Origin of the sequence: Helicobacter pylori (assembly GCF_014496485.1) — a bacterium.
GTDB classification, from domain to species: domain Bacteria; phylum Campylobacterota; class Campylobacteria; order Campylobacterales; family Helicobacteraceae; genus Helicobacter; species Helicobacter pylori_DD.
In genome coordinates this window covers 48,050-72,637 of sequence record NZ_JACTAX010000006.1, presented here as the reverse complement: position 1 = coordinate 72,637, position 24,588 = coordinate 48,050, and the positions used below count along the sequence as shown (strand labels likewise).

The following is a 24,588-nucleotide window of genomic DNA, read 5'->3' as shown; positions in this document are numbered from 1 at the left end:
TTAAGTGAAAGCGTTAAGTTGTTAGGGTATAGTGGCTTAAAAATTTTAGGATATTGAGAATGCTTGAATCTTCTAGCCATTTTTTAAAATCGTTTCGTTTGAAGCGTTATATAGGGTTTTTATTGATTTCTTTAGTGCTACTAGTCACGCCCTTTGTTCGCATTGATGGGGCGCATTTGTTTTTGATCTCCTTTGAGCATAAGCAACTGCATTTTTTAGGCAAGATCTTTAGCGCTGAAGAATTGCAAGTCATGCCTTTTATGGTTATTTTGCTTTTTATAGGGATTTTTTTCATCACCACTAGCCTTGGGCGTGTGTGGTGCGGGTGGGCTTGCCCGCAAACCTTTTTAAGGGTGCTTTATAGAGATGTGATTGAAACCAAGATTTTCAAACTCCATAAAAAGATCAGCAACAAACAAGAAAGCCCTAAAAACACCCCAAGCTATAAGATCCGTAAAGCGTTGAGCGTTTTATTGTTCGCTCCTGTTGTGGCGGGGCTAGTGATGTTGTTTTTCTTTTATTTCATCGCCCCTGAAGACTTTTTTATGTATCTTAAAAACCCTAGCGATCACCCTATCGCTATGGGTTTTTGGCTTTTTAGCACGGCTGTGGTGCTATTTGATATAGTGGTGGTTGCGGAGCGTTTTTGCATCTATTTATGCCCTTACGCTAGGGTGCAATCGGTGTTGTATGACAATGACACCTTAAACCCCATTTATGATGAAAAGCGTGGCGGAGCGCTTTATAATAATCAGGGCCATCTCTTCCCCTTACCCCCCAAAAAACGCAGCCCAGAAAACGAATGCGTGAATTGTTTGCATTGCGTGCAGGTTTGCCCCACGCATATTGACATCAGGAAGGGCTTGCAATTAGAATGCATCAATTGCTTAGAATGCGTGGATGCATGCACGATTACCATGGCTAAATTCAACCGCCCTTCACTCATCCAATGGTCTTCAACCAACGCCATTAATACGCGCCAAAAAGTGCGCCTAGTGCGTTTAAAAACGATCGCTTACATGGGGGTTATCGCTGTTGTGATAGCTCTTTTAGTCATCACTTCGTTTAAAAAAGAACGCATGCTCTTAGACATTAACCGCAATAGCGATCTGTATGAATTGCGATCTAGTGGGTATGTGGATAACGATTACGTGTTTTTATTCCACAACACGGACAATAAAGACCATGAGTTTTATTTCAAAATTTTAGGGCAAAAAGACATCCAAATCAAAAAGCCTTTAAACCCTATCGCCATTAAAGCCGGACAAAAGATCAAAGCGGTAGTGATTTTAAGAAAACCCCTAAAGAGTAACGCCACAGAATACAAACGCGCTAAAGACGCTTTAATCCCTATTGCCATACAAGCTTATAGCGCGGATGATAAGAATATTACGATAGAAAGGGAATCGGTGTTTATCGCACCAAGTGAAGATTGAAGCCTAAAACTAGCGCTCAATCACTTCATAAGGCAAGCCTTGTTTGATCAATTCTTCCATAAAGGGATCGGTGTTTAATTCTTCTATGTTAAACACCCCAGCTCTAAAATGCTCCGCGCTCCAAGTGTCATTACAAATCATTTTAGCCGCGCACATCGCTGGCACGCCGGTGGTGTAGCTTATGGCTTGCGAACCCACTTCTTCATAGCATTTTTTATGATCGCACACATTGTAAATATAGAGCGTTTTGTCTTGGTTGTTTTTAATGCCAGTCATATAGCACCCGATGTTGGTTTTGCCGGTAGTGTCTTTAGCTAAGGACGCTGGATCAGGGAGCAAGGTTTTTAAAAATTGTATCGGCACGATTTTCACGCCCTGATGCTCTATTTCCTTAATGCCTAGCATGCCGACATTTTCCAAGCATTTCATGTGGGTTAAATAGTTTTGAGAGAAAGTCATAAAAAACCTCGCCCTCCTCAAGCCTTTAACGTTTTTGACTAACGATTCCAATTCTTCATGGTATAAAAGATACGAATCCATTTCGCCAATCTGTGGGTAAGCCCACACTTGCTTGATTTCTAAAGGCTTAGTTTCAATCCATTTGCCATTTTCATAATAACGCCCTTTAGAGCTGACTTCCCTTAAATTGATTTCAGGGTTAAAATTCGTGGCAAAAGGGCGTTTGTGATCCCCAGCGTTGCAATCTAAAATATCTAAAGTGTGGATAGTGTCAAAATGGTGTTTTTGAGCGTGAGCGACATAAGCGTTAGTAACGCCCGGATCAAACCCAGCCCCTAAAACCCCTAAAATCCCTGCTTCTTTATAAGCCTTATCAAACGCCCATTGCTCTTTGTATTCAAATTTCGCTAAATCCGGATGTTCGTAATTGGCGGTATCAATGTAATGCGTTTTAGTTTCTAAACATGCTTGCATGATCGTTAAATCCTGATAGGGTAAAGCCACATTAACAACGACTTTGGGCTTGTGTTTTTGGATTAAAGCGACTAAGGCTTGCGTATCATCAGCATCCACTTGCTCAACGCCAATTTCCCCCAAACCCTTTTTGAGCATGCTTTCTTTAATCGCATGGCATTTGTCTAAGCTCCTGCTCGCCAAAATGATATTTTTAAAAACATCTCTATTCATGCCCATTTTGTGCGCCACGACACTGCCTACGCCACCAGCTCCAATTTGTAATACTGTATGCAAGGAACACCTACTTTCTAACTAATCTCGTTCTTTTAGGGGGCTATTATATTATAATAAGATAAATTTGATAACAAGGATACAGGCTTGCAAGAAATTAAATTAGACATTTATGCCACTTTAGTGTGCATGGTTTTAGTGTTACTCTTGGGGCGTTATGTGATTTCTAAAGTCAAGTTTTTACGCGATTATGATATTCCAGAGCCTGTTGTGGGTGGGGTTTTAGTCGCTTTTTTTATCATGTTAGCGCGTCAATTTTATCATTTTGGCTTGCAATTTGATTCTTCTTTAAAAGATCCTTTAATGCTGACTTTTTTTATCACCATTGGTTTGAGCGCGGATTTCAAATCTTTACAAAAAGGCGGGAAAATGCTTGCGGTTTTTTTGCTGGCTGTGGCGGGGTTTGTGGTGTGTCAAAATGCAGTGGGGATTTCTATCGCTAGCCTTTTAGGGGTCAATCCTTTAATGGGGCTTTTAGGGGGGTCTATCGCTTTAGTGGGAGGGCATGGCACTAGCGCGGCATGGGCTAATTTTTTCACCCAAGCGCCTTATAATTTTAGCTCCAGTTTAGAAGTGGGCATGGCATGCGCGACTTTTGGCTTGGTGAGTGGGGGGATTATTGGAGGACCTGTCGCTAAATATTTGATTTCAAGATACAAACTAGAGCCTAAAGACACTAAAGAAAAAGATACCTTAGAGGGCGTGGTGTCTAAAGGTTTTGAAACCCCTAAAGAGCAGCGCCTAATCACCGCATCCAGCTTTGTAGAAACCTTAGCTCTCATTGCAATAGCTTTATTAGTGGGGACTTTTTTATCGCACTTAATGCCTAAAAGTTTCACCTTACCGACTTTCGTGTGGTGCTTGTTTGTGGGGGTTATCTTAAGGAACGCTTTGTCGTTTTTTAAAATCCATAGCGTGTTTGACAGAGAGGTTTCAGTTATAGGGAACGTGAGCTTGAGTTTGTTTTTAGCCTACGCTTTAATGAGCGTGAATTTGTTAGAATTGTTAAAACTCGCTGTGCCGTTAGCGGTTATTTTGAGCGTTCAAGTGGCGGTTATGATCCTTTATGTGGTGCTTGTAACCTTTAGGATATGCGGGAAGGATTATGATGCGGCGGTGTTGTGCGCGGGGCATTGCGGTTTTGGGCTTGGAGCGACCCCAACGGCTATGGTGAATATGCAAACCATCACCAACCACTATGGGCCATCGCATGTGGCGTTTATCGTCGTGCCTTTAGTGGGAGCGTTTTTTGTTGATATTATTAACGCTTTAGCGATTAAAGGCTTTTTGCTTTTGCCTTTTTTCCCATCATGAGACTTTATGAGAGTTTATTAGAAACTTGCTTGAATAAGGCGTGGGAATGTCAAACCCTAGCCTTAGAAAACCCGAGCGTGGCCTGCATGGTGCTAGATAAACACCATGAGATCTTGAGTTTAGAAACCCACAAAAAAGCCAAAACCCCGCATGCAGAAGTCTTAGCCGCTAAATCAGCGTTAAAGATTTTACGCCCCAGTTTGAAAAACGATTTAGAAAAATTAGAAGACCCTAAAACTTTAAGCGATTTTTTAAAAACGCGCCATGATAACGCTTTTACAGACTGCGTTTTTTTAATCACCTTAGAGCCATGCAATTCTTATGGCAAAACCCCGGCGTGCAGCGGATTGCTAGAAATCTTAAAACCTAAAAGAGTGATCATTGCCGCAGAAGAAAACGAAGCTAAAAAAGGGGGTTTAGCAAGGCTACAAAAGGCTCGTATTGAAACAATAATTTGTCATAATTTAGAAAACAAGGCTAAAGACTTGCTCTTGCCTTTTAGAGTAATGGAACAAAAGGGGCGTTTTAATTTGTTCAAACTCGCTTTAAGGATGAATGGGGATTATTACCATGGCAAGATCACCGGGCAAAAAAGCGTTATTTTTACGCACAACCAGCGAGCAATATGCGACACGCTCATCATTTCTGGGAAAACCATAAGAACGGACAACCCCTTATTAGACGCTCGCTTTTGCGACAGCTTTTATCACAATAAAAACCCCAATATCGCTATTTTATCCAAGCGTTCAATTAATCCTAATTCAAAAGTTTTTTTTGCACCCAATCGTTTGGTTAATATTTTCAACAACCCTAAAGATTTACCCCTAGAGAAAGGGTTTAATTTCATTGAAGGGGGGTGGGGATTGTTTGAGAGCTTGAGGGACAAAATTGATGTATTGCTTTTGCATTCGCATGCGTCTATGATTGGCGAAGCGTTTAGCGCATTCGCTTTAAAAACCCCTTTTAAGGGGCGGTTGTTGCATGCACAAATCTTAGAAAATGAAGCCCTTTTATGGATAGAAAACTCTTAAGGTTATACCAGCCCTTAAACGCTTATGCTTACAATAGCGATTCGCTTTTTTTATACGATTTTTCACGCCCTTTTATCAAAAATAGCGGCGCGATTTTAGACATAGGATCAGGGTGTGGGATCTTAGGCTTGCTCTGCGCAAGAGATAACCCGCTAGCGAGCGTTCATTTAGTGGAAAAGGATAGCAAAATGGCGTTTTGCTCCCAAAAAAACGCCCTTAAATTCCCTAACGCTCAAGTGTTTGAGGGCGATTTTTTAGATTTTAACCCCCCGATTTTGTATGATGCGATCGTGTGCAACCCTCCTTTTTATGCCTTAGGCTCTATCAAATCCAAAATTAAAGGGCATGCGAGGCACCAGAGCGAATTAGACTTCGCTTCTTTAGTGGCTAAAGTGAAAAAATGCTTAAAACCTAAAGGGTATTTTATTTTTTGCTATGAAGCCTTGTCGCTTTGCTTGGTGATAGAGAGTTTAAAAAGCGTTAAGCTCACGCTAGAGACTTTAAGGTTTGTCCAAAGTTTTAAAGACAAAAACGCTCATTTGATGCTTGGAGCGGCTAGGAATAATTCCAAAAGCGCTCTAAAAGTTTTGCCCCCTTTAATCACGCATAATTCCAAAAACCAAAGCGACAACACCAAAGAAGTTCTAAGCATCTATCAAATTTGTAACACTTATTCTATCAAAGCGCTTCTCAATTAGCGCCTCATCAATTAAGGATTAAAAAATGAAATGTTCGCATTGCCAGTTGGAGTTTAAAGAAAGTGAGCTTTTTAAAGAAGTGATCCATCATAAAGAATCGCATTTTTGCTGCACGGGGTGCGCTAGGGTGTATGCGTTATTGTTAGATTTGAATTTAGAGAGCTTTTATGACAAATTAAACGATTCCACTTTAGCCCCCGTAACGCCCCAGGATTCAATGAACGCTTTGGAATTAGAACAGGCCCTTGAAGAAAACAATAAAAGCGAATTAATCCTCAATCTTTTGCTAGAAAAAACGCATTGCAACGCTTGCTTGTGGCTCAATCAAAAGGTTTTAGAGCGTTTAAGTGGGGTTAAAAAAGTGAGCGTGAATTTCACCACCCACCATTTACAAATCGTGTTTGACAAGTCCTTAGACCCTAAAGAGATTATTCAAAAAATTGAGAGTTTGGGCTATGGGGCTAAAATCTATAACGCAAAAAATTACGCTCTAAAAGCGCAAAAAGAGCAACGCTCCTATTTGCTCACTTTGAGCGTGGGGTTTTTTGCCACCATGAATTTGATGTTTATTGCAATTGCCAAATACGCGAGTTATGGCGGTGCGAATCATGGCACTGGCATGGATAAACTCATGCAAAGGAATTTGGATCTCGTGTCGCTCTTTTTAAGCTTGTTGGTGCTAGTGGTGGTGGGGCGTTTTTTCATTAAGGGGGCGTTTTATGGGCTAAAAAATGGCGTTTTGGGCATGGATTTGAGCGTGTCTTTTGGGGCGTTATCGGCGTTTGTTTATTCCGTTTATGCGATGTTGGTGTCTCAAGAGACTTATTTTGAAGCGAGCAGCACGATTTTAACGCTTGTTTTTGGCTCTAAGTTTTTGGAATTAAAGGCCAGGCTGTTTGCGAATGAAAAATGTCTGGCTCTAGAATCGCATGAAATCCATAGCGTGATTGTTGTAGAAAATGGCAAGCAGATAGAAAAACACCCTAAAGATGTGGCGATAGGCTCTGTTGTTTGGGTGCCAAGTGGGGCTAAAATCGCTTTAGATGGCGTGCTTTTAAATAATGCGAGCGTGGATGCGTCTTTGATCAGCGGGGAGTTTAAGCCTTTGGAATTGGGGGTTAATGATCCAATTTTAGGGGGTTATGTGAATGTGGGCGTGCCTTTTAGCTATCAAGTGAGCGCGACTTTCCAAAACTCACGCCTTTCTAGTTTGTTAGAAACTTTAAAAAAGAGTTTTTTAGAAAAGCCCTTAATTGAGAGCAGCGCGAATCAAATTGCGGATATTTTTTCTAAAGCGGTGCTGTTTTTAGCCTTTATAAGCTTTTTATTATGGCAATTTGGTTTGGGGGGTAATTTTGAAAAAGCTTTAATGGTGTGTGTTAGCGTGTTAGTCATCAGCTGCCCTTGCGCGTTCGCTCTGGCTACGCCCATTGCGTTAGTGATAGGGGTGTTTAAAAACCCTTTGATCGTGTTTAAAGAAGCGTTGTTTTTAGAAACCCTGGCTAAAGTGAAAAAAATCTTTATAGACAAAACCGGCACCCTCACGCAAAAAGAAGTCCTTTTAAAAGAAAAAATCATTCATGAAGAATTTGATGAAAGGCTTTTGAAGAGCCTTTTAAAAACCAGGGAGCATTTAGCCCATAATGCGATTCTTAAATCATTACATGGCGATGAGGTTGATTTAGAAAAGATAGAGTTTTTCGCTCATGGCCTGAAAGCGAGCTATCAAAACGAAACCCTGCTAGTGGGGAGTTTGAAATTTTTAAACGCTATGGGGGTTGATTTAAAGGTTAAAGAGAGCGCTAATATCATGGTAGGCTTTGCGAAAAACAAGACCTTATGCGCGTTATTCATTTTAGAAGAGCGTTTGAAAGCTAACGCTAAAGAAGTCATTCAGGCTTTACAAAATAAAGGCTTGGAATTAGAAATTTTAAGCGGGGATAATGAAAGCTCGGTTAAGGAGTGCGCGAAAAAATTAGGGATTTCTAAGTATCATGCTAATTTGACCCCTGAAGATAAGGCTCAAATCATCAGCTCTTATCAGGGTGTGTGCGCGATGGTAGGCGATGGCAATAATGATGCGCTAGCCTTAAAACAAGCGAGCGTTTCTTTAGGGTTTGAAAAAAGCGCTTTGAGTAAAAGCGCATGCGATATTTTGCTTTTAGAAGAGGATTTGAGTTTGTTGGAAAAAGCGTTTGATAACGCTCAAAAAGTCTATCAAGTGGTGTTGCAAAACATTGTTTTGAGCTTGATTTATAATGCTGTTTTAATCCCGGTCGCTATGCTAGGATACATTAACCCTTTAATAGCGAGTTTGAGCATGAGTGCTAGCTCGCTCTTAGTGGTCTTAAATTCTTTGAGATTGAAACGCTCTTAAACAAACCACATTGTTTTGGCCAAAATAGCGATTAAAAAGCCAAAAGTTAGAGCGATAGGGTGGATATATTTACCAATAGGGTTTTTCTTACCCAAAAACTTACACGATAAAGAAAAAAGCACCAAAAGAAAAATGCTTAACGCTAAGATCACTTTAAGCATGAGTATTTTTTGAAAAGGGGTTTCACACAAGCCTTTATCGCCCCCCATGTATTGACTAAGCATCATGCCCCCTGTTAAAACAAGCCCTAAAACGCATAAGGGCATGATTTTGATCGCTCTTTGAGTGATTCCTGCATTCGCTTTATTGGCAAACTCTTCGCCAAACATTTTCTTCACATTGGGGAAAATTACCATATCAAAAAACAAGTAGCTAATAAAAATAATGGCACACAATAAATGAACAACCAACACATAAGGATAAATCGCATCCATTTAAAATCCTTTATTCATGGGAAAATTAAAGAGTTTTTAATCTACTATAAAAGGGTTTTATTGTCAAGTATCCCACTATTATGGGAATTTTAGGGGTGGTTTTTGTTTGACTTTTAAGATTGCAATTAGCTATAATAAAATAATTAAAAAAGTAATACTTAAGTGGAGACCCTAGAGAGTGATGCTCAATTTTATGACAAAGAAGAAAAATAGAATGCAAGATTGCAAAATGGTTTGTAAAAATTTTAATCGTAAGGAATCTGTTTTGATAGCTCAATCTTTAGATATTTCTAAAAAAGGCTCGATAATTTTAGGCGCTCTTTTGAGTTCGTTATGGCTGACAAACCCCTTAAATGCCCATGAAAAGAATGGCGCGTTTGTGGGGATTAGCTTGGAAGTGGGTAGGGCTGATCAAAAGACCAACGCTTATAAAAACGGCGAGTTGTTTCAAGTGCCTTTTGGCGATGTTTCAGCCAATGATAATGGTAAAGTCCCTGACGGGCAGACCGGTGGCTGTCAGCCAGCTTCAGGGACGCCAGGAACGCCAGGCTATACTAAAGCTAACTGCGTGGTCAATTGGACTTCTCGCACCATGCTAAGCACCAATAAAAACATTCCTGGCCGTAACCAACCGATGTATGGGCTAGGCGTGATGACAGGCTATAAGCATTTTATCGGTAAAAAAAGGTGGTTTGGGTTGCGTTATTATGGCTTTTTTGATTATGGGCATACCAATTTCTCTAACTCCAGGGCCGCTAACGCTATATCGCCTTTTTATTTGAGCGATCAAAAAGCGGACATGTATACTTATGGTTTTGGCACAGACATGCTTTTTAATATTATAGATAAGCCTAAAGCCACGGCCGGGTTTTTTCTAGGCGTGAATTTTGCGGGTAACACTTGGACCAATAATCGTGTGGGGTATTTTAAGGACGGGTATGTTTATGGCGTCAATACCGACGCTGACGCTTACATGACTAACGCTGATGGCACAATCACTTGTGGGGACACGACGCCGGCGAGTTGTGATGTGGGGATTAACCCTAATAGCGTCTATGCCACAGGAAAATTAAACGCTAAAGTGAATCACACGATTTTCCAATTTTTAGTGAATGTGGGCATTAGGACTAATATTTTTGAACACCATGGTATTGAGTTTGGTATCAAAATCCCCACGCTCCCTAACTACTTTTTCAAAGGCTCTACTACCATAAGAGCGAAAAAACAAGGCCCGCTAGAGAATGGGAACCCGACTACTATCACCGGAGCAGAAACCAATTTCAGCTTGACCCAAACCTTACGCCGTCAGTATTCTATGTATTTGCGTTATGTTTATACTTTTTAAGTTTGGTAGGGTTTTGGGGTAAGGCTTATAACTTATACTTAATATATGAAAGCTTGATTTGTCAAGCTTTTGGGTTGTCATTGAGTTGCAATAACTCTGCGCTGTTTTCTACTTTTTTGATAAAATCATTGATAGCATAACAGCGTATATTAATATTGTCTTTGAAATGGGCAAATCCCGCATATTCTTTGGCATCATCATGGATATTTGGAGCCACAAAAACACTAAATTTCTCTCTAATATCAGCGCTATTTTTAATCAATTCTTTTAAGTGTCTGGCAATAGGTATCATTTCCAAGGCGCTTTGACTTCTGTCTCTAATCAAGCTCACTTCTATATAACTTTGGGCTTTTGTGTCCATAGCTACAATATCAGGTTTATTACCGCTTGCTGTGTATACGGGTAAGCCTTCATCATCGCTTTTATAATTGGGCATCACGCTTAAATTTTCAAAATGTTGTTTCAAGAAAATAGCGCTTAAAAATTCTAAGCGTAAAGGTTTATCAATGAGTCTTAAAAAACTATCTTTTGATTCTTGCTTGTTGCAAGTAATGAGTAATTCTTGCTTGATAAAATCTTTAGTATAAGTGGTTGCTAGTTCATTCAATTTACTTGATTTAACGCTCTCATCAGCACTGATTGGAGTAACGCTAACAAGAAAGCTATCCACGATCGCCATGTAGTTAAAAAAGGCGAGTCTGTTAGCTTGAGTGTCGTTTAAATAATCCCCTTTAAAAGCCTTATGAGTTTGTAAAATGTAATCTATCTTATTATTTTCATTAGTATTAATATCAATAAACCTACCATTACCACGCAATGAAATAAGTCCTGTAATACGCATTTTTCTAATGTATTCATCAACGGCTTCATTAGTGATTTGGCTCATTTTAAATCGTGTTTTATTAACACTTTCTAAAAGTTTTAGGCATTTTTCATAGATAAATTCATCTGAGTAGCTGAATTCTGTTTTATTGATAGCAACAATTTCTTGTCTTAAACGAATAATGTAGTCATAAAGCCCTTTAGCGTTATCATCTTTCCAACAAAGTAAAACAGGGATTTCTTTGACAGATAGGGGAGTCAGATTGGCATTTTTGAGTCGTTTTAAAAGCGAGAGCAATAGTTTGAAAGGGTTGTTATGGTTTAAATTCTTTTTGTAAGGGTTTCTTACTTCATATTTAGACAGAGCGTTTAAAAATATAGCCCCAACTATTTTGTTTTTTAAAAGTTCATTGTTGGGCTTGTTAAAAAAATTATTTATTTAAGTCAATAACACTATTCCATGCAAGCTTGTGTTCCTCGTTGATTTCCGTATTTTGTGAGATATTTTTAAGATAATTGTTTATAAAATTTTCTGTGTTTTTAATCAGTCTTAAATAATACCTTAAAGTATCATAAATCCCATTAACAATTACTTGACAACCATGTTCATGTTCAATTTTATTTGTAATTTTTTGTAATTCTGCTTTATTTTGAATAGGTAAAGTGCTTAATATATAATATCTTTTAATAGGTGTTTGAGCAATTTTCTTATAAGAATCTTGTAATATAATGCTGTCTATAGCAATATTAAATTTAATCTCTATAACTTCAAACAATTGTTTTTGTTCATCTAAAATTACAATATCTCCGGCATTGCCACTGCTTTTATCACAACTATAATGAGAATCTAAAGGTTTTAAGCTTTTATTAGTAAAACGCTCTAATTCCAAAATTAGACATTCATATAGACTAAACAAAGCTACCACAGGCAGTATAGAAGCTCCCCTACTTTTATAAGTGAAGTTAAAATGTTTTTGCAAGGTATTGATAATAAAGTCTATAGTATAACTAGATTCCTTTATGGTGGGTTTAACAAGAATAATGGCTTTTTTAGTTTTCTCCCTAATGCTTAAATAAAATAGGGCTTTTAAGTATAGTATAGATAAGTTTGGATTTTTTTCTATATCATCTAAGATTTCTAAAAACGCTTTTTTAACAGCAATATTTGAAATTTTTCCCGGATAGTCTAGTGTATATGGCAAATTTTGTTCCAAACTTCTTGTGAGCCATCCACTCTCTTTCATAGCCCCTAGAAATTGTTTTTGTTTTAAAAAAGGTGTGATAAATTTAGTATCAAAACTTCTACCACTATACCCATTATCCATATTTGCTTGATGAAATCTAATATCTTGATTGGGGTAGTTGCTCTTATAAACTAAACTCGTAATTAAAACCGTATAAACACCCTTAAATGTTTCTTCTTTTTCAACAATCGTTTGGGTTTTTTGGAGTTGTATTTCGCTTAAACCCAAGCTGTCTAAATTTTTTAAGCTCACGCATTCTTTATAAATTTTTTCTAAAAATTCCAAAGTTTTATTTTGCATGTTATTTTCCTTAAGGGGTTGTTTGTAAAATTGATTTAACACTTCTTTTATAATAGCCTTAACCATAGGAACGCATATGCTATTACCAATGCGTTCATAAAGCTGTGAATTTGTACCGATTTTTTTGAAATCTTTAGGAAACCCCATAAAAGAAAAACATTCATTTATGGTTAATTTTCTCACTAAATTATTAATATAGATAAAGTAGCGACCGCTTTGTTCTTGACTGGCAAGTGTTGGGTGTATTCCCCCTGCATGATAAATTCTATTAGGCTGTTTATGAACCCTACTTAAGTGTTCCGTATTTTCTCTTGTACCCTTAGTGCGGATTTTCTTATTACGATAGCCACAAAAAATGAGTCCTGAATTTTGTCTTTTGAGCAATTGGCTATCTAACAATGTGTATTCATGGGGTTTTAAAATTTCAAAATAACCACTCTTATCTAAAAAATTTTGCATGCTAATAATAGGATTTTTTTTGATAGGATTAAAATCAAATACTTGAGAACCCAAATATCCTACAATGATAATTCTTTCTCTGTTTTGTGGGACTGAAAAATCTTTAGCGTTTAAAATTTTATAACTAACACTATAACCTAAATTACTAAGGGCTTGTAACATTACAAATAGTGTGTTGCCTTTATTGTGTTTTAAGAGATTTTTTACATTTTCCAAGATAAAAATTTTTGGCTTTTTATTTTCTAGAATTCTACAAATATCAAAAAACAGCGTTCCTCTTGTTGTATCTTCAAAACCTTTTTGTTTGCCGCATACTGAGAATGCTTGACAAGGAAACCCTGCACATAAAATATCAAAATTTGGCATAGTATTTGGATTTAAAATAGTAATATCACAAGTGGAGTCATCATTAAAATTCGCTTTATACATGGCTATAGCATGGGGGTTATTCTCTGCACTAAAAACACATTTTAAGCCCAAAGAATCTAAAGCAAGTCTAAAGCCACCGATACCTGCAAATAAATCTGCATAAGTTAACAAACAAGCATTCCTATAAAATTTTGATTTCTTGGTAAATACTATAGCAAAAATGCTATAAAAATCAACATGATCGCAATAAACAAGTCTTTTATAAAATTCCCAAATACCCACTCTATAAGCTTGGTTTTTGAGCCGATATACCGGCGGTTTTTTAGATTAAATCTTTCCACTAGCCACCTTTAAACTAAGAGAATAAAACCACTTAGTAACATATAAGATTTAAAAATCACAACCTCTTATTAAGCTTTTTAAAATACCAAAGACTGAGGGCTAAGAATACAAAAAAGGGCGATAGCACGCCTATTTCAGGAATGAGTATCCCTGAAATGCTGAACTTCCCTAAAGCAAAGAATAGCCCCCAAACAACGAGCGTGATAATGATAAACTTTAGCCCTAAAAGAGCCAGGTTTTCATAGCGGGCGAGACTGGGCGAAAAATAAGCGATTAAAACGCTTAAAAACGGCACAAAAAAGGGCAAAATCGCAAACACATACAAAAACGAGCGCACTTTTTTCGTGTCCGCGTTTTGGCGCACTAAAGCATGCAAGGATAAAAGAGCGTCTGTGATAGAAACCGCAGGCTTGTTTTGATAAATGGTGTCTAAAACTTTAGGGCGGAAATTTTTGAGCGTTTTAAAGGTTTCTAAACGCGTGGTGTTTAAAGCGTTCGCACCCAGTTCAAAATTTAAGGGCATCTCATAGATAGTAGTGTCATGCAAAATCCAATACTTGTCTTCAAAAAAAGCTTCTTTAGCTTCAGCATAAGATTCCAAAGTCTTATCTTTTAGGCGAAAAACCTTGATGTTTTGGGCTTTTTGCAATAAGGGATTAATCTTATCAAAATACACGTAATCATCGTTATATTTCACTAACAAATGCTCTGAAACGCTCAAAGAATTGTCTTTGTAGATCAAATTTTGCGTTTTTTCTTCCATATACACAAAAGGAGTGGCGTTCAACCCCACATAAACAGCCGTGAAAAACAAGCTAATCAAAAAAATAGGGCTTAAAATCTGGCATTTGGAAAAGCCAATGGAGAGCAGGGCGGTGTATTGGTTGGATTTAATGAAGGTGATATAAAATAAAACCATCGCCAAAAGCAAGGAAATGGGCAAGGTGTAATTGAGGGCGAATAAGATGTCATAGGTGAAAAATAAAATGATCATGTTCGCAGAATCGGGCATTTTATCGGCGTATTTCAGGCTGTCAATGCCTACAAAAAACAATTCCAAAGCTAAAAGCACGATTAAAAAGTATTTGAAATAATACCACCCCACAAATCTAAACAAACGCACTTTAAACCCCTAACTTTCTATTTTTAAAGGTTTTTTAAGCGTGAAACGATTTTGCATGGCGTTAAAATCATGGCTTTCTATAAAAAATTTTAGGGCGTTTTTGGCATGTTCAAACACAGCGTTTTTTAAAGGCTCTTCGTTTTTGTGGAATTTTGAAAGCACATGCTCAATCACACCAATCCCTTTAGAAATCCCCACCCTCAAGCGATAATAAGAATTAGAACACAATAAATCAATGGATTTTAGGCCGTTATGCCCTCCATTCCCCCCACCCTTTTTAAACCTCACAACGCCTAAAGGTAAATCCAAGTCGTCATGGACAATTAAAAGCTCTTTGGGTTTGTAAAAATTTTTAGCGCTTAAAACGCTCTCGCCGCTTAAATTCATGTAAGTTTGGGGCTTGAGTAAGATAAAATCCTTATAAACGCACAAATAAGCGTTGTGTTTGGGAGAAAAAGTGAAAGAAAGATCCAACTCGCTAACGAGCGAATCTAAAATATCAAAACCAGCGTTGTGTCTGGTGTGAGCGTAACGCGAAGTAGGGTTGCCTAAACCCACTAAAAGCGTCATCACCTGAAATCACTTCGCTTTAATCACACCGATCACAGCGATAGAATCATGATCTAAGATCTTCACATTTTCGTGTTTTTCTAAATCGCGCACCAAAATAGACTCATTCACATCTAAAGGGGCCACATCCACTAAATAGTGATCGGGCAAATGCTCTGGAGCGCATTCCACGCTGATACGCTTTTTAGAGAGCATCAAAATCCCTTTATTTTTCAAGCCCACTGGAGTGCCTTGGTGTTTAACAGGGACTTTAAACTTAGACTTCACGCCTTTAGTAACAGCGAGTAAATCCACATGGATAAGCTCGTTAGTAACAGGGTTTTTTTGGTATTCTTGAACCACGACCTCAAAAGTCTTATCCCCTAATTTCACCGGGAAAATCAAATGCTTTTTTTCCTTAAGGTATTTAATGAAAGGGTTTAATTTGAACGCGCAGTTCACGTTTTCAATACCCTTGCCATAAATGTTTGCGATTAGATAGCCATCTTTTTTTAAAGCTTTAGCGTTAGCTTTAGTAATACTCTCTCTAATAACGCCTTCTAACATGTCAATCCTTTAAAATAAAATAAGGGCTTATTCTATCCAAAAAACCCTTAAAAATCAAAAACTGCTTAAAAGCTTTTCAAAGGATTGTTTGAACGCTATCAAGCCTTCTTTAAGGAGTTTTTGAGCGGTGTTTTCTAAATCAATGTCGTGCATTTTTAATTCTTTTTTGAACGCTTCAATTTCTGTGATTTTTAAAGGGGTTTGATACTCGGTGTTTGGGGCAAGCAAATAAGCGTTTAAAGCCTCTAGGGGGGCTGTATTGATAGAGTTTTTAAAACACAGCGCTTTAATGTAATAATCTTTAGCTAAAGCGTTGGATTTAACGCCGGTGGATGCAAAAAGGGTGCTTGTTAGCTTATTGGCATGCTGACTGATTTGATAATAGCACTCGGTAGCGTTCATAATCCCGCTTTGAGCTTGCAAGTTTTGCGCCACTAATGGGTCTATTTCTTTGTCAAATCGTGAGACAAACACGCTAATGACCGCTCTTTTTTGCGCTTCTTTGGCTAAGATTTGAGCGATTTCACCGGCAATTTTAGGCGAAAAGACTAAAGTTACATTAACAGGAATAGAAGCTTTAGTTAAAGCGCTAATGACTTCAAAACCGCTCTTACTCGCCGGGACTTTAATCATCACATTAGGGCGGTTTAGTGTTTTGAATAACCGCTTGGCTTCATCAATGCTTTTAATGGCATCATCTTCTAAAAAAGGGTCAATTTCTAGGCTAATGTAACCGTTGTTAGGGTCTTTTTCATACAAAGGCATTAACGCGCTAGAGGCTTGTAAAATATCCTTTAGTGCCAGAGTTTCATAAATTTCTTTAGCTTTTTTGCCCTTGAGTTTAGCGATTTCATCTTGATAAAACGCGCTTTTTGTGATCGCTTCACAAAACAAACTAGGGTTACTCGTCGCCCCACAAATAGCCCCCTTATTGATGAGCTTTAAAAAGTCGTTTTCTAAAAAATCCCTTTCTATAAAATCGCACCACAAACTGAATTCTTGCATGTTTATCCTTGTTTTAAATGTTGGTAATAGCTTTTAACGACTTCTTGGTCGCTAAAAAAAATCGTTTTGTCTTTAAAGATTTGAATGTTTTCATCGCCCTTGCCTAAAATCAACAACACCTCATCGTCTTTTAAATTTTCTAAAGCGTTTAAAATGGCCTTTTTTCGGTCTTTTTCTACAATCACTTTAGAAGAATCATTGATGCCTTTTAAAATATCCTTAATAATGTCTTCTTCATTCTCGCTTCTGGGATTGTCTGAAGTTAAGACGATTTGATGCGCGTAATAGCTCGCTATCGCTCCCATTTTAGGGCGCTTGGTTTTATCCCTATCGCCCCCTGCTCCAAAAAGAGCGGTGATTTTTTGGTTTTTAAAGCTTTCAAAGACTTGTTGCATGCCATCTGTGGTGTGGGCAAAATCCACGACCACTAAAGGTTTAGAATGCACAATTTCCAAACGCCCCTTAACCCCATAAAAGTTTTCTAATAACGGCGCAATTGCTTCTAGCGGTAATTGAGTGAGTAATTTAACCCCCAAAACGCCCGCTAAAATATTATAAAGGTTGTAACGCCCTAAAAGGGGGGAATGGATGAGAGCGATTTCTTTAAGATTGGGATCTCTTAAGTCTTGTTGGTAGCATAAAGACGCGCTAATAGAGGGGGTGAGTGAAAAGGCTTGAACGTTTAAATGCGCTTTTTTATCCAGCGCGTAAGTGTGCGCGTTAATGGGGTTAAAAAGGGCGTTTGTTTCATCTCTGTTGATCACTTTCAAGCCCTCATCTTTAAAAAAGCTGTTTTTAATATCTCTGTAATTTTCTATATTTTGATGGAAATCTAAATGATCGCTTGTGATATTGGTGAGAATTTTAAGAGCGAAATCAAGCCCGGCGGTGCGCTTTTGGACGATCGCATGGGAGCTCACCTCCATGATAAAGTATTCGCATTTTAAACGCATCGCTTCTTCTAAATCGCTATAAAGCTCTAAAAGAGTGGGCGTAGTCAAGCCCTTTTCTTTGATTTGTTTGTCGTTGATAAAAAACCCTCTTGTGCCTAAAAGAGCGGTCTTTTTATTCAAATCTAAGAGCAAGGAATACATCAAACTCGCTGTGGTCGTTTTACCATTAGTGCCAGTAATCCCTACAATTTTAATCTTAAAATCAAAGTAGTTTTTAAGCTCGTTAAAATCTAAAATAGCCAGGTTTTTTTCTGCAATTAAAGGAGAGTATTTTTCGTTTAAAGGCGTTTTGACAAAAAGGATTTCTTTGGGGTTTTCTAAAACTTCATTCGTGTTATCGCTTAAAAAAGAATAGGCGCGGTTGCGATAAGTCAGGGTTTTTTTAAGTTTCATTTTTTAAGCCTTATTGGATTTGAGAGCGTCTTCTAAAAGAGAACGCAAAAATTTATCGTAAATAAAAGAATCTTCATGCATGTTTTCAATGTAATTGATTGCTAATTCATAATAGCCATAGTGGTTCAATTCTTTCAAAAATTCATAAAAATCCTCTTTATTGTCAAAAATCACCCTAGAGCTGAACATCAAATCTTCAAACGCTTCCTTAAAACCGCGCTCCAAGCTCAAGCGTTTGAAATCCGCGTACAAAATGCCGTTCAACTCCTCGCCTTTTTGAGAAATTTGCGCGTCAATCTTTTCAGTCATTTGGTTTAGCCCTTCATCAAAAGAAGCGATCAAATTGATGATTTGCTCTTCAGCCTGGTTTTTTAAGCTTCGCTTTTGCATAGCGATCAAGCTTTGATACAATTCATAAAAGCTATGGGCTTCTTTAGGGAAATCCTTAGCGATGTCGCTTAATAACGCCCCCACTCTGGCTTTTTGGTTGTCTTTATCCAAAAACAACACTTCAGAAAAAAGGCGTAACGCTTCAGCGTAATGGGCTTGCTTGAACGCTAAAAAGCCCTCTTTAATCAACGCGCGCTTTTTAAATTCGTAATCAAACTTTTGCATGCCTATAATCCTTAAAGCTTATCAAACTCCTTGGCGTTTTCTAAGCACACCACTTCTAAGTTGGGGTGAATATCCATTTTAAGTTGCCTTTCAATGACATTTTTTAAAGTGATCTTACTGCTAGAGCAAGTCTTGCACGCTCCCTCTAAAGCCACATAAATTTTCATGCTTTTCACCCCTAGCACTTCAATATTGCCGCCATCTTTGAGCAAGTAAGGGCGGATTTTTTCTATCACAATACGCACCGGTTTTTGTAAATCTTCATCGCTAAATTCTATCATTTTTAAAAACCTTATTTTTAAAATTTTACTTTAAGATACCATATAATGAGCCATTTTTATCAAACAACGCTTTTTAAGAGTGGCTCAAGGGCTAATTGGATAGAATAAGACCACTATTAGAATAAGGTTTTGATGACGATATGGAAATTAAAAACATCAAAGAGTTTGAAAAAGCTTCCAAAAAACTCCAAAAAGACACTTTAAAGATCGCTCTCGCTCTTTTGTTCCTCATCGGTGTCGCTTTGCTCGCTCTCATTTTTGGGCAGGCTAATTCTAAGGGATTGTTGCTTATTTTTGCGGCCGTGATTGGGGGGTATATGGCGATGAATATTGGCGCGAATGACGTGTCTAATAATGTCGGCCCTGCCGTAGGCTCTAAAGCCATTAGCATGGGCGGGGCGATTTTGATCGCTGCGATTTGCGAAATGCTTGGAGCGATCATTGCTGGGGGGGAAGTGGTTTCTACGATTAAGGGCCGTATCGTTTCGCCTGAATTTATTAATGATGCGCATGTTTTCATCAATGTCATGTTGGCTAGCTTACTCAGTGGGGCGTTGTGGTTGCATGTAGCCACTTTAATTGGTGCTCCCGTTTCCACTTCACACTCTGTGGTGGGGGGGATTATGGGGGCTGGAATGGCAGCAGCTGGAATGGCAGCTGTCAATTGGCATTTTTTATCAGGCATTGTGGCTAGTTGGGTAATCTCGCCTTTAATGGGGGCTTTGATAGCCATGTTTTTTTTAATGCTCATTAAAAAGACTATCGCTTATAAAGAAGATAAAAAGAGTGCGGCTTTAAAGGTCGTGCCTTATTTGGTAGCGTTGATGAGCTTAACATTCAGTTGGTATTTGATGGTTAAGGTTTTAAAACGCCTCTATGCGCTGAATTTTGAAATCCAGCTGGCTTGCGGCTGCATCCTTGCGCTTTTAATCTTTATCCTTTTTAAAAGATTTGTGTTAAAAAAAGCCCCGCAATTAGAAAACAGCCATGAAAGCATTAATGAGCTTTTCAATGTCCCTTTGATTTTTGCCGCCGCGCTTTTAAGCTTTGCGCATGGGGCTAATGATGTAGCTAACGCTATAGGCCCCTTAGCGGCTATCAGTCAAACTTTAGAAGATGCAAATAGCCCTATAGGGAATACTTTAAGCTCTGTGCCGTTGTGGATTATGGTGGTAGGGGCAGCTGGGATTGCTTTAGGCTTGAGCTTGTATGGGCCAAAGCTCATTAAAACGGTGGGGTCTGAAATCACAGAATTAGACAAAATGCAAGCTTTTTGCATCGCGCTTTCTGCAGTCATTACCGTGCTTTTAGCCTCTCAATTAGGCTTACCGGTGAGCTCTACGCATATTGTGGTGGGCGCGGTGTTTGGGGTGGGCTTTTTAAGGGAGCGTTTGAGGGAGCAATCCAGAAGGCGTTTTGCTAGAATCAGAGACAACATTGTAGCGGCGCACTTTGGGGAAGATTTAGAAGAAATTGAAGGCTTTTTAGAGCGCTTTGATAAAGCCAATTTGAAAGAAAAATCGCTCATGCTAGAGAGCTTGAAAAAAAGCAAGAACACCGCTATCGCTTTGGAATTGAAAAAGAAAGAAAAAAAGTCGCTTAAAAAAGTGTATAAAGAAGAAGTGATCAAACGCTCCATTTTAAAAAAGATTGTTACCGCTTGGTTGGTAACCGTGCCGGTTTCTGCACTTTTAGGCGCGCTTCTTTTTGTGGCTCTTGGTTTTATAGAAAATTATTTCTAGGGTTTTTGAAGGCTTGATTTTTAAAGTTAGGCTTAATCTTTTATGTTAAAATTCTGAGATTTTATATATTTTATATTTATCGTTAGGTTTTAGGTTTAAATCATGGGGAGGAATCAAGGAGCTTATTTGGATCCGTCTGAATCGATTTTGATGTTGATGGTTGCTTTTTTATTGGTGCTGTTGAACGCTTTTTTTGTGCTTTCAGAGTTTGCCCTTGTGAAAGTGCGTAAAACCCGCTTAGAAGAGTTGGTTAAAATCGGTAATTCCAACGCTAAACTCGCTTTAAAGATGAGTCAAAGACTAGACACTTATTTGAGCGCTACGCAGTTAGGCATCACCCTTTCTTCATTAGCTTTAGGCTGGGTGGGTGAGCCCGCTATCGCAAAATTGTTAGCCGCGCTGTTTGAGTCTATGGATTTGAGAGAAAATCCTATTTTTATCCATTCAATGAGCGTGGTCATAGCGTTTTTAAGCATCACTTTTTTGCATGTCGTGTTGGGCGAGATTGTGCCTAAATCTTTAGCGATCGCTAAATCTGAAAAAGCCGCTCTTTTTGCCGCACGCCCTTTGCATGTGTTTTGGGTCGTGTTTTACCCGGTGGTGCGCTTGTTTGATGTGATCGCTCATTTCTTTTTAAAAAAAGTGGGCATCAATCCTAAAGAGCATGATGGCACGCATTCTGAAGAAGAGTTAAAAATCATTGTGGGCGAGAGCTTAAGAGAGGGCATTATTGATTCAGTGGAGGGCGAAATCATTAAAAACGCGGTGGATTTTTCTGACACGAGCGCTAAAGAAATCATGACCCCACGAAAAGACATGGTGTGTTTGGACGAAGAAAACAGCTATGAAGAAAATATAGACATTGTTTTAAAAGGCCATTTCACGCGCTACCCTTATTGTAAGGGTTCTAAGGATAACATTATCGGCATGGTGCATATTAGGGACTTGCTTTCTCGCTCTATTTTTACCCCCAAAATGCATGATTTCAATCAAATCGTTAGAAAAATGATCATCGTCCCTGAGAGCGCTTCCATTTCTCAAATCCTTATTAAAATGAAAAAAGAGCAAATCCATACCGCTTTGGTGATTGATGAATACGGCGGCACGGCTGGGTTGCTCACGATGGAAGACATTATTGAAGAGATCATGGGCGAGATTAGCGACGAATACGATTTGAAACAAGAGGGCGTGAACAAGCTTGAAGAGGGCGTGTTTGAATTAGAGGGCATGCTGGATTTAGAGAGCGTAGAAGAAGTGCTTCACATTGAATTTGACAAAGAATGCGAGCAGGTAACGCTTGGGGGCTATGTTTTTAGCTTGCTAGAGCGCATGCCTATGGAGGGAGATATAATCGTTTCGCATGGGTATTCTTTTGAAGTCTTAAGCGTGGATGGGGCTAGGATAAAACGCTTAAAAGCGGTTAAACAAGATCAGGGAGAAAATGAAGCATGAAAAAAACAACCCTCTTTGTATTGGGCTTATTATTCAATAGCTCTTTAAGCGCTGTTGATGGAGTTCCTAAAACCGAGCCTTCTTCTTTGAATTTGGCTGAAGATAGCGCGCCTTTGAACCATCCTAACGCTCAAAAGCTCTCTTTAAAAAACGCATGGACTAGGGTGTTATCCAACCATGAAGGCTTGCATGCACAAGAATACGCCATTAAAAGAGCGAGTAAAATGAAATTAGCGGCTAAACTTTCTTTTTTGCCTCAAATTGATTTGAGCGCTTTTTACGTGTACCTCTCTAACCCTATTAAAATGGATTTTGCCAGCCAAAAACAACCGGGCGTGCAAAAAGCCACCAACCAGATCCATCAAGGCTTGCAAAACATCCAACAAAATATCCCCCCTCAAGTATTAACCCCTCAAATCCAAGCGGGCATGCAAGGGGTGATGCAAGGTTTTGGGGCTTTGAGCAGCACTTTAGAAGCCCCCTTATTGTTTTCTAAGCAAAATGTGGTGATTGGGGCTTTGAGCATTATTTATCCCCTTTATATGGGTGGGGCAAGATTCACGATGGTGCGCATTGCGGATTTGATGCAAAAAGACGCTAATGAAGTGTATCGTTTGAAAAAGCTTTCCACTTTTCAAGAGCTTGTGAGCGTGTATTATGGCATGGTGTTAAACGCAGAAGTGGCTGAAACTTTAGAAGAAGTGGAAAAAGGCCATTATAAGCATTTCCAAAACGCTTTGAAAATGCAAAAAGTGGGGCAAATCGCTAGAGTGGAAACCTTGAGCGCTCAAGTGGCTTATGATAAGGCCCATATCGCTAGCGTTAAGGCTAAAGACGTGTTAGAAGTTTCGCAGCTCTCGTTCAATTCCATTTTATCTAGCAAGGATGATCTAGCGCCTTCAAGCAAATTGGAGATCCACACCGAGAAAAATCTGCCCGATTTGAGCTTTTTTGTTTCTTCCACGCTCAATTCCTACCCGGCTTTAAAAACTTTAGAAAACCAGGTTCAAATTTCTAAAGAAAACACAAAACTTCAGATCGCTAAATTCTTGCCCCAAGTGAGTTTTTTTGGCTCTTATATCATGAAACAAAACAATTCGGTGTTTGAAGACATGATCCCTAGTTGGTTTGTGGGCGTGGCCGGGCGCATGCCTATTCTTTCTCCCACAGGGCGTATCCAAAAATACCAAGCGAGCAAATTAGCGGAGTTGCAAGCCAGTAGCGAACAAATCCAGGCTAAAAAAAACATGGAATTATTAGTGAATAAGACTTATAAAGAGACGCTTTCTTATTTGAAAGAATACAAAAGCTTGCTTTCTAGCGTGGAATTAGCCAAGGAAAATTTAAAGCTCCAAGAGCAGGCTTTCTTGCAAGGCTTAAGCACCAACGCTCAGGTCATTGATGCGAGGAACACGCTTTCTTCTATCATCGTGGAGCAAAAAAGCGTGGCTTATAAATACATCGTTTCATTAGCGAATCTAATGGCGTTAAGCGATCACATTGATTTATTTTATGAATTTGTTTATTAAAGGAAAAAATCATGTCAAATAGCATGTTGGATAAAAATAAAGCGATTTTTACAGGGGGTGGGGCTTTATTATTAGGGCTAATCGTGCTTTTTTATTTGGCTTATCGCCCTAAGGCTGAAGTGTTGCAAGGGTTTTTGGAGGCCAGAGAATACAGCGTGAGCTCCAAAGTCCCTGGCCGCATTGAAAAGGTGTTTGTTAAAAAAGGCGATCACATTAAAAAAGGCGATTTGGTTTTTAGCATTTCTAGCCCTGAATTAGAAGCCAAGCTCGCTCAAGCTGAAGCCGGGCATAAAGCCGCTAAAGCGCTCAGCGATGAAGTCAAAAGAGGCTCAAGAGATGAAACGATCAATTCTGCGAGAGATGTTTGGCAAGCGGCAAAATCTCAAGCCACTTTAGCCAAAGAGACTTATAAGCGCGTTCAAGATTTGTATGATAACGGCGTGGCGAGCTTGCAAAAGCGCGATGAAGCCTATGCGGCCTATGAAAGCACTAAATACAACGAGAGCGCGGCTTACCAAAAGTATAAAATGGCTTTAGGGGGGGCGAGCTCTGAAAGTAAGATTGCCGCTAAGGCTAAAGAGAGCGCGGCTTTAGGGCAAGTGAATGAAGTGGAGTCTTATTTAAAAGACGTCAAAGCTACAGCCCCAATTGATGGGGAAGTGAGTAATGTGCTTTTAAGCGGTGGCGAGCTTAGCCCTAAGGGTTTTCCTGTGGTGCTCATGATAGATTTAAAGGATAGTTGGTTAAAAATCAGCGTGCCTGAAAAGTATTTGAACGAGTTTAAAGTGGGTAAAGAATTTGAAGGCTATATCCCAGCGTTGAAAAGAAGCGCGAAATTCAGGGTCAAATATTTGAGCGTGATGGGGGATTTTGCGACTTGGAAAGCGACAAATAATTCCAACACTTACGACATGAAAAGCTATGAAGTGGAGGCCATACCCTTAGAAGAGTTGGAAAATTTTAGGGTAGGGATGAGCGTGTTAGTTACCATTAAACCTTAAA

Annotated in this window: 21 protein-coding genes and 1 pseudogene; 10 read left to right on the top strand and 12 right to left on the bottom strand. The window is 38.8% G+C overall.

Annotated elements, in window-relative coordinates; all coding sequences use genetic code 11:
- The first annotated feature begins 59 nt into the window (after nt 1-59).
- Complete coding sequence (ccoG, locus tag IC572_RS04635; protein ID WP_187855228.1) at nt 60-1,436, top strand: cytochrome c oxidase accessory protein CcoG; 1,377 nt, start codon at nt 60-62, stop codon at nt 1,434-1,436.
- Between the two features lie 9 nt (nt 1,437-1,445).
- On the opposite strand, the gene IC572_RS04630 is transcribed toward ccoG, so the two are convergent.
- Nucleotides 1,446-2,645, bottom strand: coding sequence for a saccharopine dehydrogenase family protein (locus tag IC572_RS04630; protein WP_187855227.1), 1,200 nt, complete (start codon nt 2,643-2,645; stop codon nt 1,446-1,448).
- Between the two features lie 84 nt (nt 2,646-2,729).
- Between IC572_RS04630 and gltS the strand changes: the two genes are divergently transcribed.
- From gltS to IC572_RS04610, 4 genes are read left to right on the top strand one after another with little or no spacing between them, the layout of a single operon-like run.
- Nucleotides 2,730-3,956, top strand: a complete 1,227-nt coding sequence (gene gltS / locus IC572_RS04625) for a sodium/glutamate symporter (protein WP_187855226.1) — start codon at nt 2,730-2,732, stop codon at nt 3,954-3,956.
- A complete protein-coding gene (locus IC572_RS04620) occupies nt 3,953-4,987 on the top strand; it encodes a bifunctional diaminohydroxyphosphoribosylaminopyrimidine deaminase/5-amino-6-(5-phosphoribosylamino)uracil reductase (RefSeq protein ID WP_187855225.1) in 1,035 nt (344 codons plus the stop codon). The genes gltS and IC572_RS04620 overlap by 4 nt, the downstream gene beginning before the upstream one ends.
- The gene (locus IC572_RS04615; protein WP_000375233.1) at nt 4,969-5,685 is read left to right on the top strand and encodes a tRNA1(Val) (adenine(37)-N6)-methyltransferase; all 717 of its coding nucleotides are present in this window, start codon (nt 4,969-4,971) and stop codon (nt 5,683-5,685) included. The genes IC572_RS04620 and IC572_RS04615 overlap by 19 nt, the downstream gene beginning before the upstream one ends.
- Nucleotides 5,686-5,710: 25 nt before the next feature.
- Nucleotides 5,711-8,062 carry a heavy metal translocating P-type ATPase gene (locus tag IC572_RS04610; RefSeq protein WP_187855224.1) on the top strand — a complete coding sequence of 784 codons (2,352 nt, stop codon included), beginning with the start codon at nt 5,711-5,713 and terminating at the stop codon, nt 8,060-8,062.
- On the opposite strand, the gene IC572_RS04605 is transcribed toward IC572_RS04610, so the two are convergent.
- Entirely contained in the window at nt 8,059-8,496 is a 438-nt protein-coding gene (locus IC572_RS04605) for a CopD family copper resistance protein (RefSeq protein WP_187855223.1), read from the bottom strand. The two genes, IC572_RS04610 and IC572_RS04605, sit on opposite strands and share 4 nt — an antisense overlap.
- A gap of 181 nt (nt 8,497-8,677) precedes the next feature.
- Between IC572_RS04605 and IC572_RS07875 the strand changes: the two genes are divergently transcribed.
- Entirely contained in the window at nt 8,678-9,841 is a 1,164-nt protein-coding gene (locus IC572_RS07875) for an outer membrane protein (protein WP_187855222.1), read from the top strand.
- Nucleotides 9,842-9,902: 61 nt separating this feature from the next.
- On the opposite strand, the gene IC572_RS04595 is transcribed toward IC572_RS07875, so the two are convergent.
- From IC572_RS04595 to IC572_RS04550, 10 genes and pseudogenes are all read right to left on the bottom strand, one after another.
- Nucleotides 9,903-11,102 carry an AlwI family type II restriction endonuclease gene (locus tag IC572_RS04595; protein ID WP_415751475.1) on the bottom strand — a complete coding sequence of 400 codons (1,200 nt, stop codon included), beginning with the start codon at nt 11,100-11,102 and terminating at the stop codon, nt 9,903-9,905.
- On the bottom strand, nt 11,095-13,317 hold the full coding sequence (locus IC572_RS04590; RefSeq protein ID WP_332246573.1) for a DNA cytosine methyltransferase: 2,223 nt from the start codon (nt 13,315-13,317) through the stop codon (nt 11,095-11,097). The genes IC572_RS04595 and IC572_RS04590 overlap by 8 nt, the downstream gene beginning before the upstream one ends.
- Nucleotides 13,302-13,376: pseudogene (locus tag IC572_RS07775) on the bottom strand (type II methylase); the annotation flags it as partial. The gene IC572_RS04590 and the pseudogene IC572_RS07775, both read right to left, overlap by 16 nt.
- Before the next feature lie 56 nt (nt 13,377-13,432).
- Complete coding sequence (locus tag IC572_RS04580) at nt 13,433-14,500, bottom strand: LptF/LptG family permease (RefSeq protein WP_127922120.1); 1,068 nt, start codon at nt 14,498-14,500, stop codon at nt 13,433-13,435.
- 9 nt (nt 14,501-14,509) lie between these two features.
- Entirely contained in the window at nt 14,510-15,070 is a 561-nt protein-coding gene (gene pth, locus IC572_RS04575; RefSeq protein WP_163498357.1) for an aminoacyl-tRNA hydrolase, read from the bottom strand.
- Between the two features lie 9 nt (nt 15,071-15,079).
- Entirely contained in the window at nt 15,080-15,616 is a 537-nt protein-coding gene (locus tag IC572_RS04570) for a 50S ribosomal protein L25/general stress protein Ctc (protein ID WP_000889304.1), read from the bottom strand.
- A gap of 54 nt (nt 15,617-15,670) precedes the next feature.
- On the bottom strand, nt 15,671-16,621 hold the full coding sequence (gene tal, locus IC572_RS04565) for a transaldolase (protein ID WP_187855221.1): 951 nt from the start codon (nt 16,619-16,621) through the stop codon (nt 15,671-15,673).
- A gap of 2 nt (nt 16,622-16,623) precedes the next feature.
- Nucleotides 16,624-17,967 carry a UDP-N-acetylmuramoyl-L-alanyl-D-glutamate--2,6-diaminopimelate ligase gene (locus IC572_RS04560; RefSeq protein WP_187855220.1) on the bottom strand — a complete coding sequence of 448 codons (1,344 nt, stop codon included), beginning with the start codon at nt 17,965-17,967 and terminating at the stop codon, nt 16,624-16,626.
- A 3-nt stretch (nt 17,968-17,970) separates the two neighbouring features.
- A complete protein-coding gene (locus IC572_RS04555; protein ID WP_060473700.1) occupies nt 17,971-18,582 on the bottom strand; it encodes a hypothetical protein in 612 nt (203 codons plus the stop codon).
- 11 nt (nt 18,583-18,593) lie between these two features.
- Entirely contained in the window at nt 18,594-18,863 is a 270-nt protein-coding gene (locus IC572_RS04550) for a NifU family protein (RefSeq protein WP_000569296.1), read from the bottom strand.
- A 140-nt stretch (nt 18,864-19,003) separates the two neighbouring features.
- On the opposite strand from IC572_RS04550, the gene IC572_RS04545 reads away from it, so the two are divergent.
- The 4 genes from IC572_RS04545 (at nt 19,004) to IC572_RS04530 (ending at nt 24,587) form a co-directional block, all read left to right on the top strand.
- Nucleotides 19,004-20,605, top strand: a complete 1,602-nt coding sequence (locus IC572_RS04545) for an inorganic phosphate transporter (protein ID WP_187855219.1) — start codon at nt 19,004-19,006, stop codon at nt 20,603-20,605.
- Between the two features lie 102 nt (nt 20,606-20,707).
- On the top strand, nt 20,708-22,057 hold the full coding sequence (locus IC572_RS04540) for a hemolysin family protein (RefSeq protein WP_038418193.1): 1,350 nt from the start codon (nt 20,708-20,710) through the stop codon (nt 22,055-22,057).
- The gene (locus IC572_RS04535) at nt 22,054-23,586 is read left to right on the top strand and encodes a TolC family protein (protein ID WP_187855218.1); all 1,533 of its coding nucleotides are present in this window, start codon (nt 22,054-22,056) and stop codon (nt 23,584-23,586) included. The genes IC572_RS04540 and IC572_RS04535 overlap by 4 nt, the downstream gene beginning before the upstream one ends.
- A gap of 11 nt (nt 23,587-23,597) precedes the next feature.
- Nucleotides 23,598-24,587 (top strand): HlyD family secretion protein, encoded by a 990-nt coding sequence (locus tag IC572_RS04530; protein WP_120809055.1) that lies wholly within the window; start codon nt 23,598-23,600, stop codon nt 24,585-24,587.
- Nucleotide 24,588 lies beyond the last annotated feature (1 nt).

Coding starts and splice junctions, on each gene's coding strand:
- ccoG (WP_187855228.1), top strand. CDS start 60: ATGCTTGAATCTTCTAGCCATTTTTTAAAATCGTTTCGTTTGAAGCGT.
- IC572_RS04620 (WP_187855225.1), top strand. CDS start 3,953: ATGAGACTTTATGAGAGTTTATTAGAAACTTGCTTGAATAAGGCGTGG.
- IC572_RS04615 (WP_000375233.1), top strand. CDS start 4,969: ATGGATAGAAAACTCTTAAGGTTATACCAGCCCTTAAACGCTTATGCT.
- IC572_RS04610 (WP_187855224.1), top strand. CDS start 5,711: ATGAAATGTTCGCATTGCCAGTTGGAGTTTAAAGAAAGTGAGCTTTTT.
- IC572_RS04605 (WP_187855223.1), bottom strand. CDS start 8,496: ATGGATGCGATTTATCCTTATGTGTTGGTTGTTCATTTATTGTGTGCC.
- IC572_RS07875 (WP_187855222.1), top strand. CDS start 8,678: ATGCTCAATTTTATGACAAAGAAGAAAAATAGAATGCAAGATTGCAAA.
- pth (WP_163498357.1), bottom strand. CDS start 15,070: ATGACGCTTTTAGTGGGTTTAGGCAACCCTACTTCGCGTTACGCTCAC.
- IC572_RS04570 (WP_000889304.1), bottom strand. CDS start 15,616: ATGTTAGAAGGCGTTATTAGAGAGAGTATTACTAAAGCTAACGCTAAA.
- tal (WP_187855221.1), bottom strand. CDS start 16,621: ATGCAAGAATTCAGTTTGTGGTGCGATTTTATAGAAAGGGATTTTTTA.
- IC572_RS04560 (WP_187855220.1), bottom strand. CDS start 17,967: ATGAAACTTAAAAAAACCCTGACTTATCGCAACCGCGCCTATTCTTTT.
- IC572_RS04555 (WP_060473700.1), bottom strand. CDS start 18,582: ATGCAAAAGTTTGATTACGAATTTAAAAAGCGCGCGTTGATTAAAGAG.
- IC572_RS04550 (WP_000569296.1), bottom strand. CDS start 18,863: ATGATAGAATTTAGCGATGAAGATTTACAAAAACCGGTGCGTATTGTG.
- IC572_RS04545 (WP_187855219.1), top strand. CDS start 19,004: ATGGAAATTAAAAACATCAAAGAGTTTGAAAAAGCTTCCAAAAAACTC.
- IC572_RS04540 (WP_038418193.1), top strand. CDS start 20,708: ATGGGGAGGAATCAAGGAGCTTATTTGGATCCGTCTGAATCGATTTTG.
- IC572_RS04535 (WP_187855218.1), top strand. CDS start 22,054: ATGAAAAAAACAACCCTCTTTGTATTGGGCTTATTATTCAATAGCTCT.
- IC572_RS04530 (WP_120809055.1), top strand. CDS start 23,598: ATGTCAAATAGCATGTTGGATAAAAATAAAGCGATTTTTACAGGGGGT.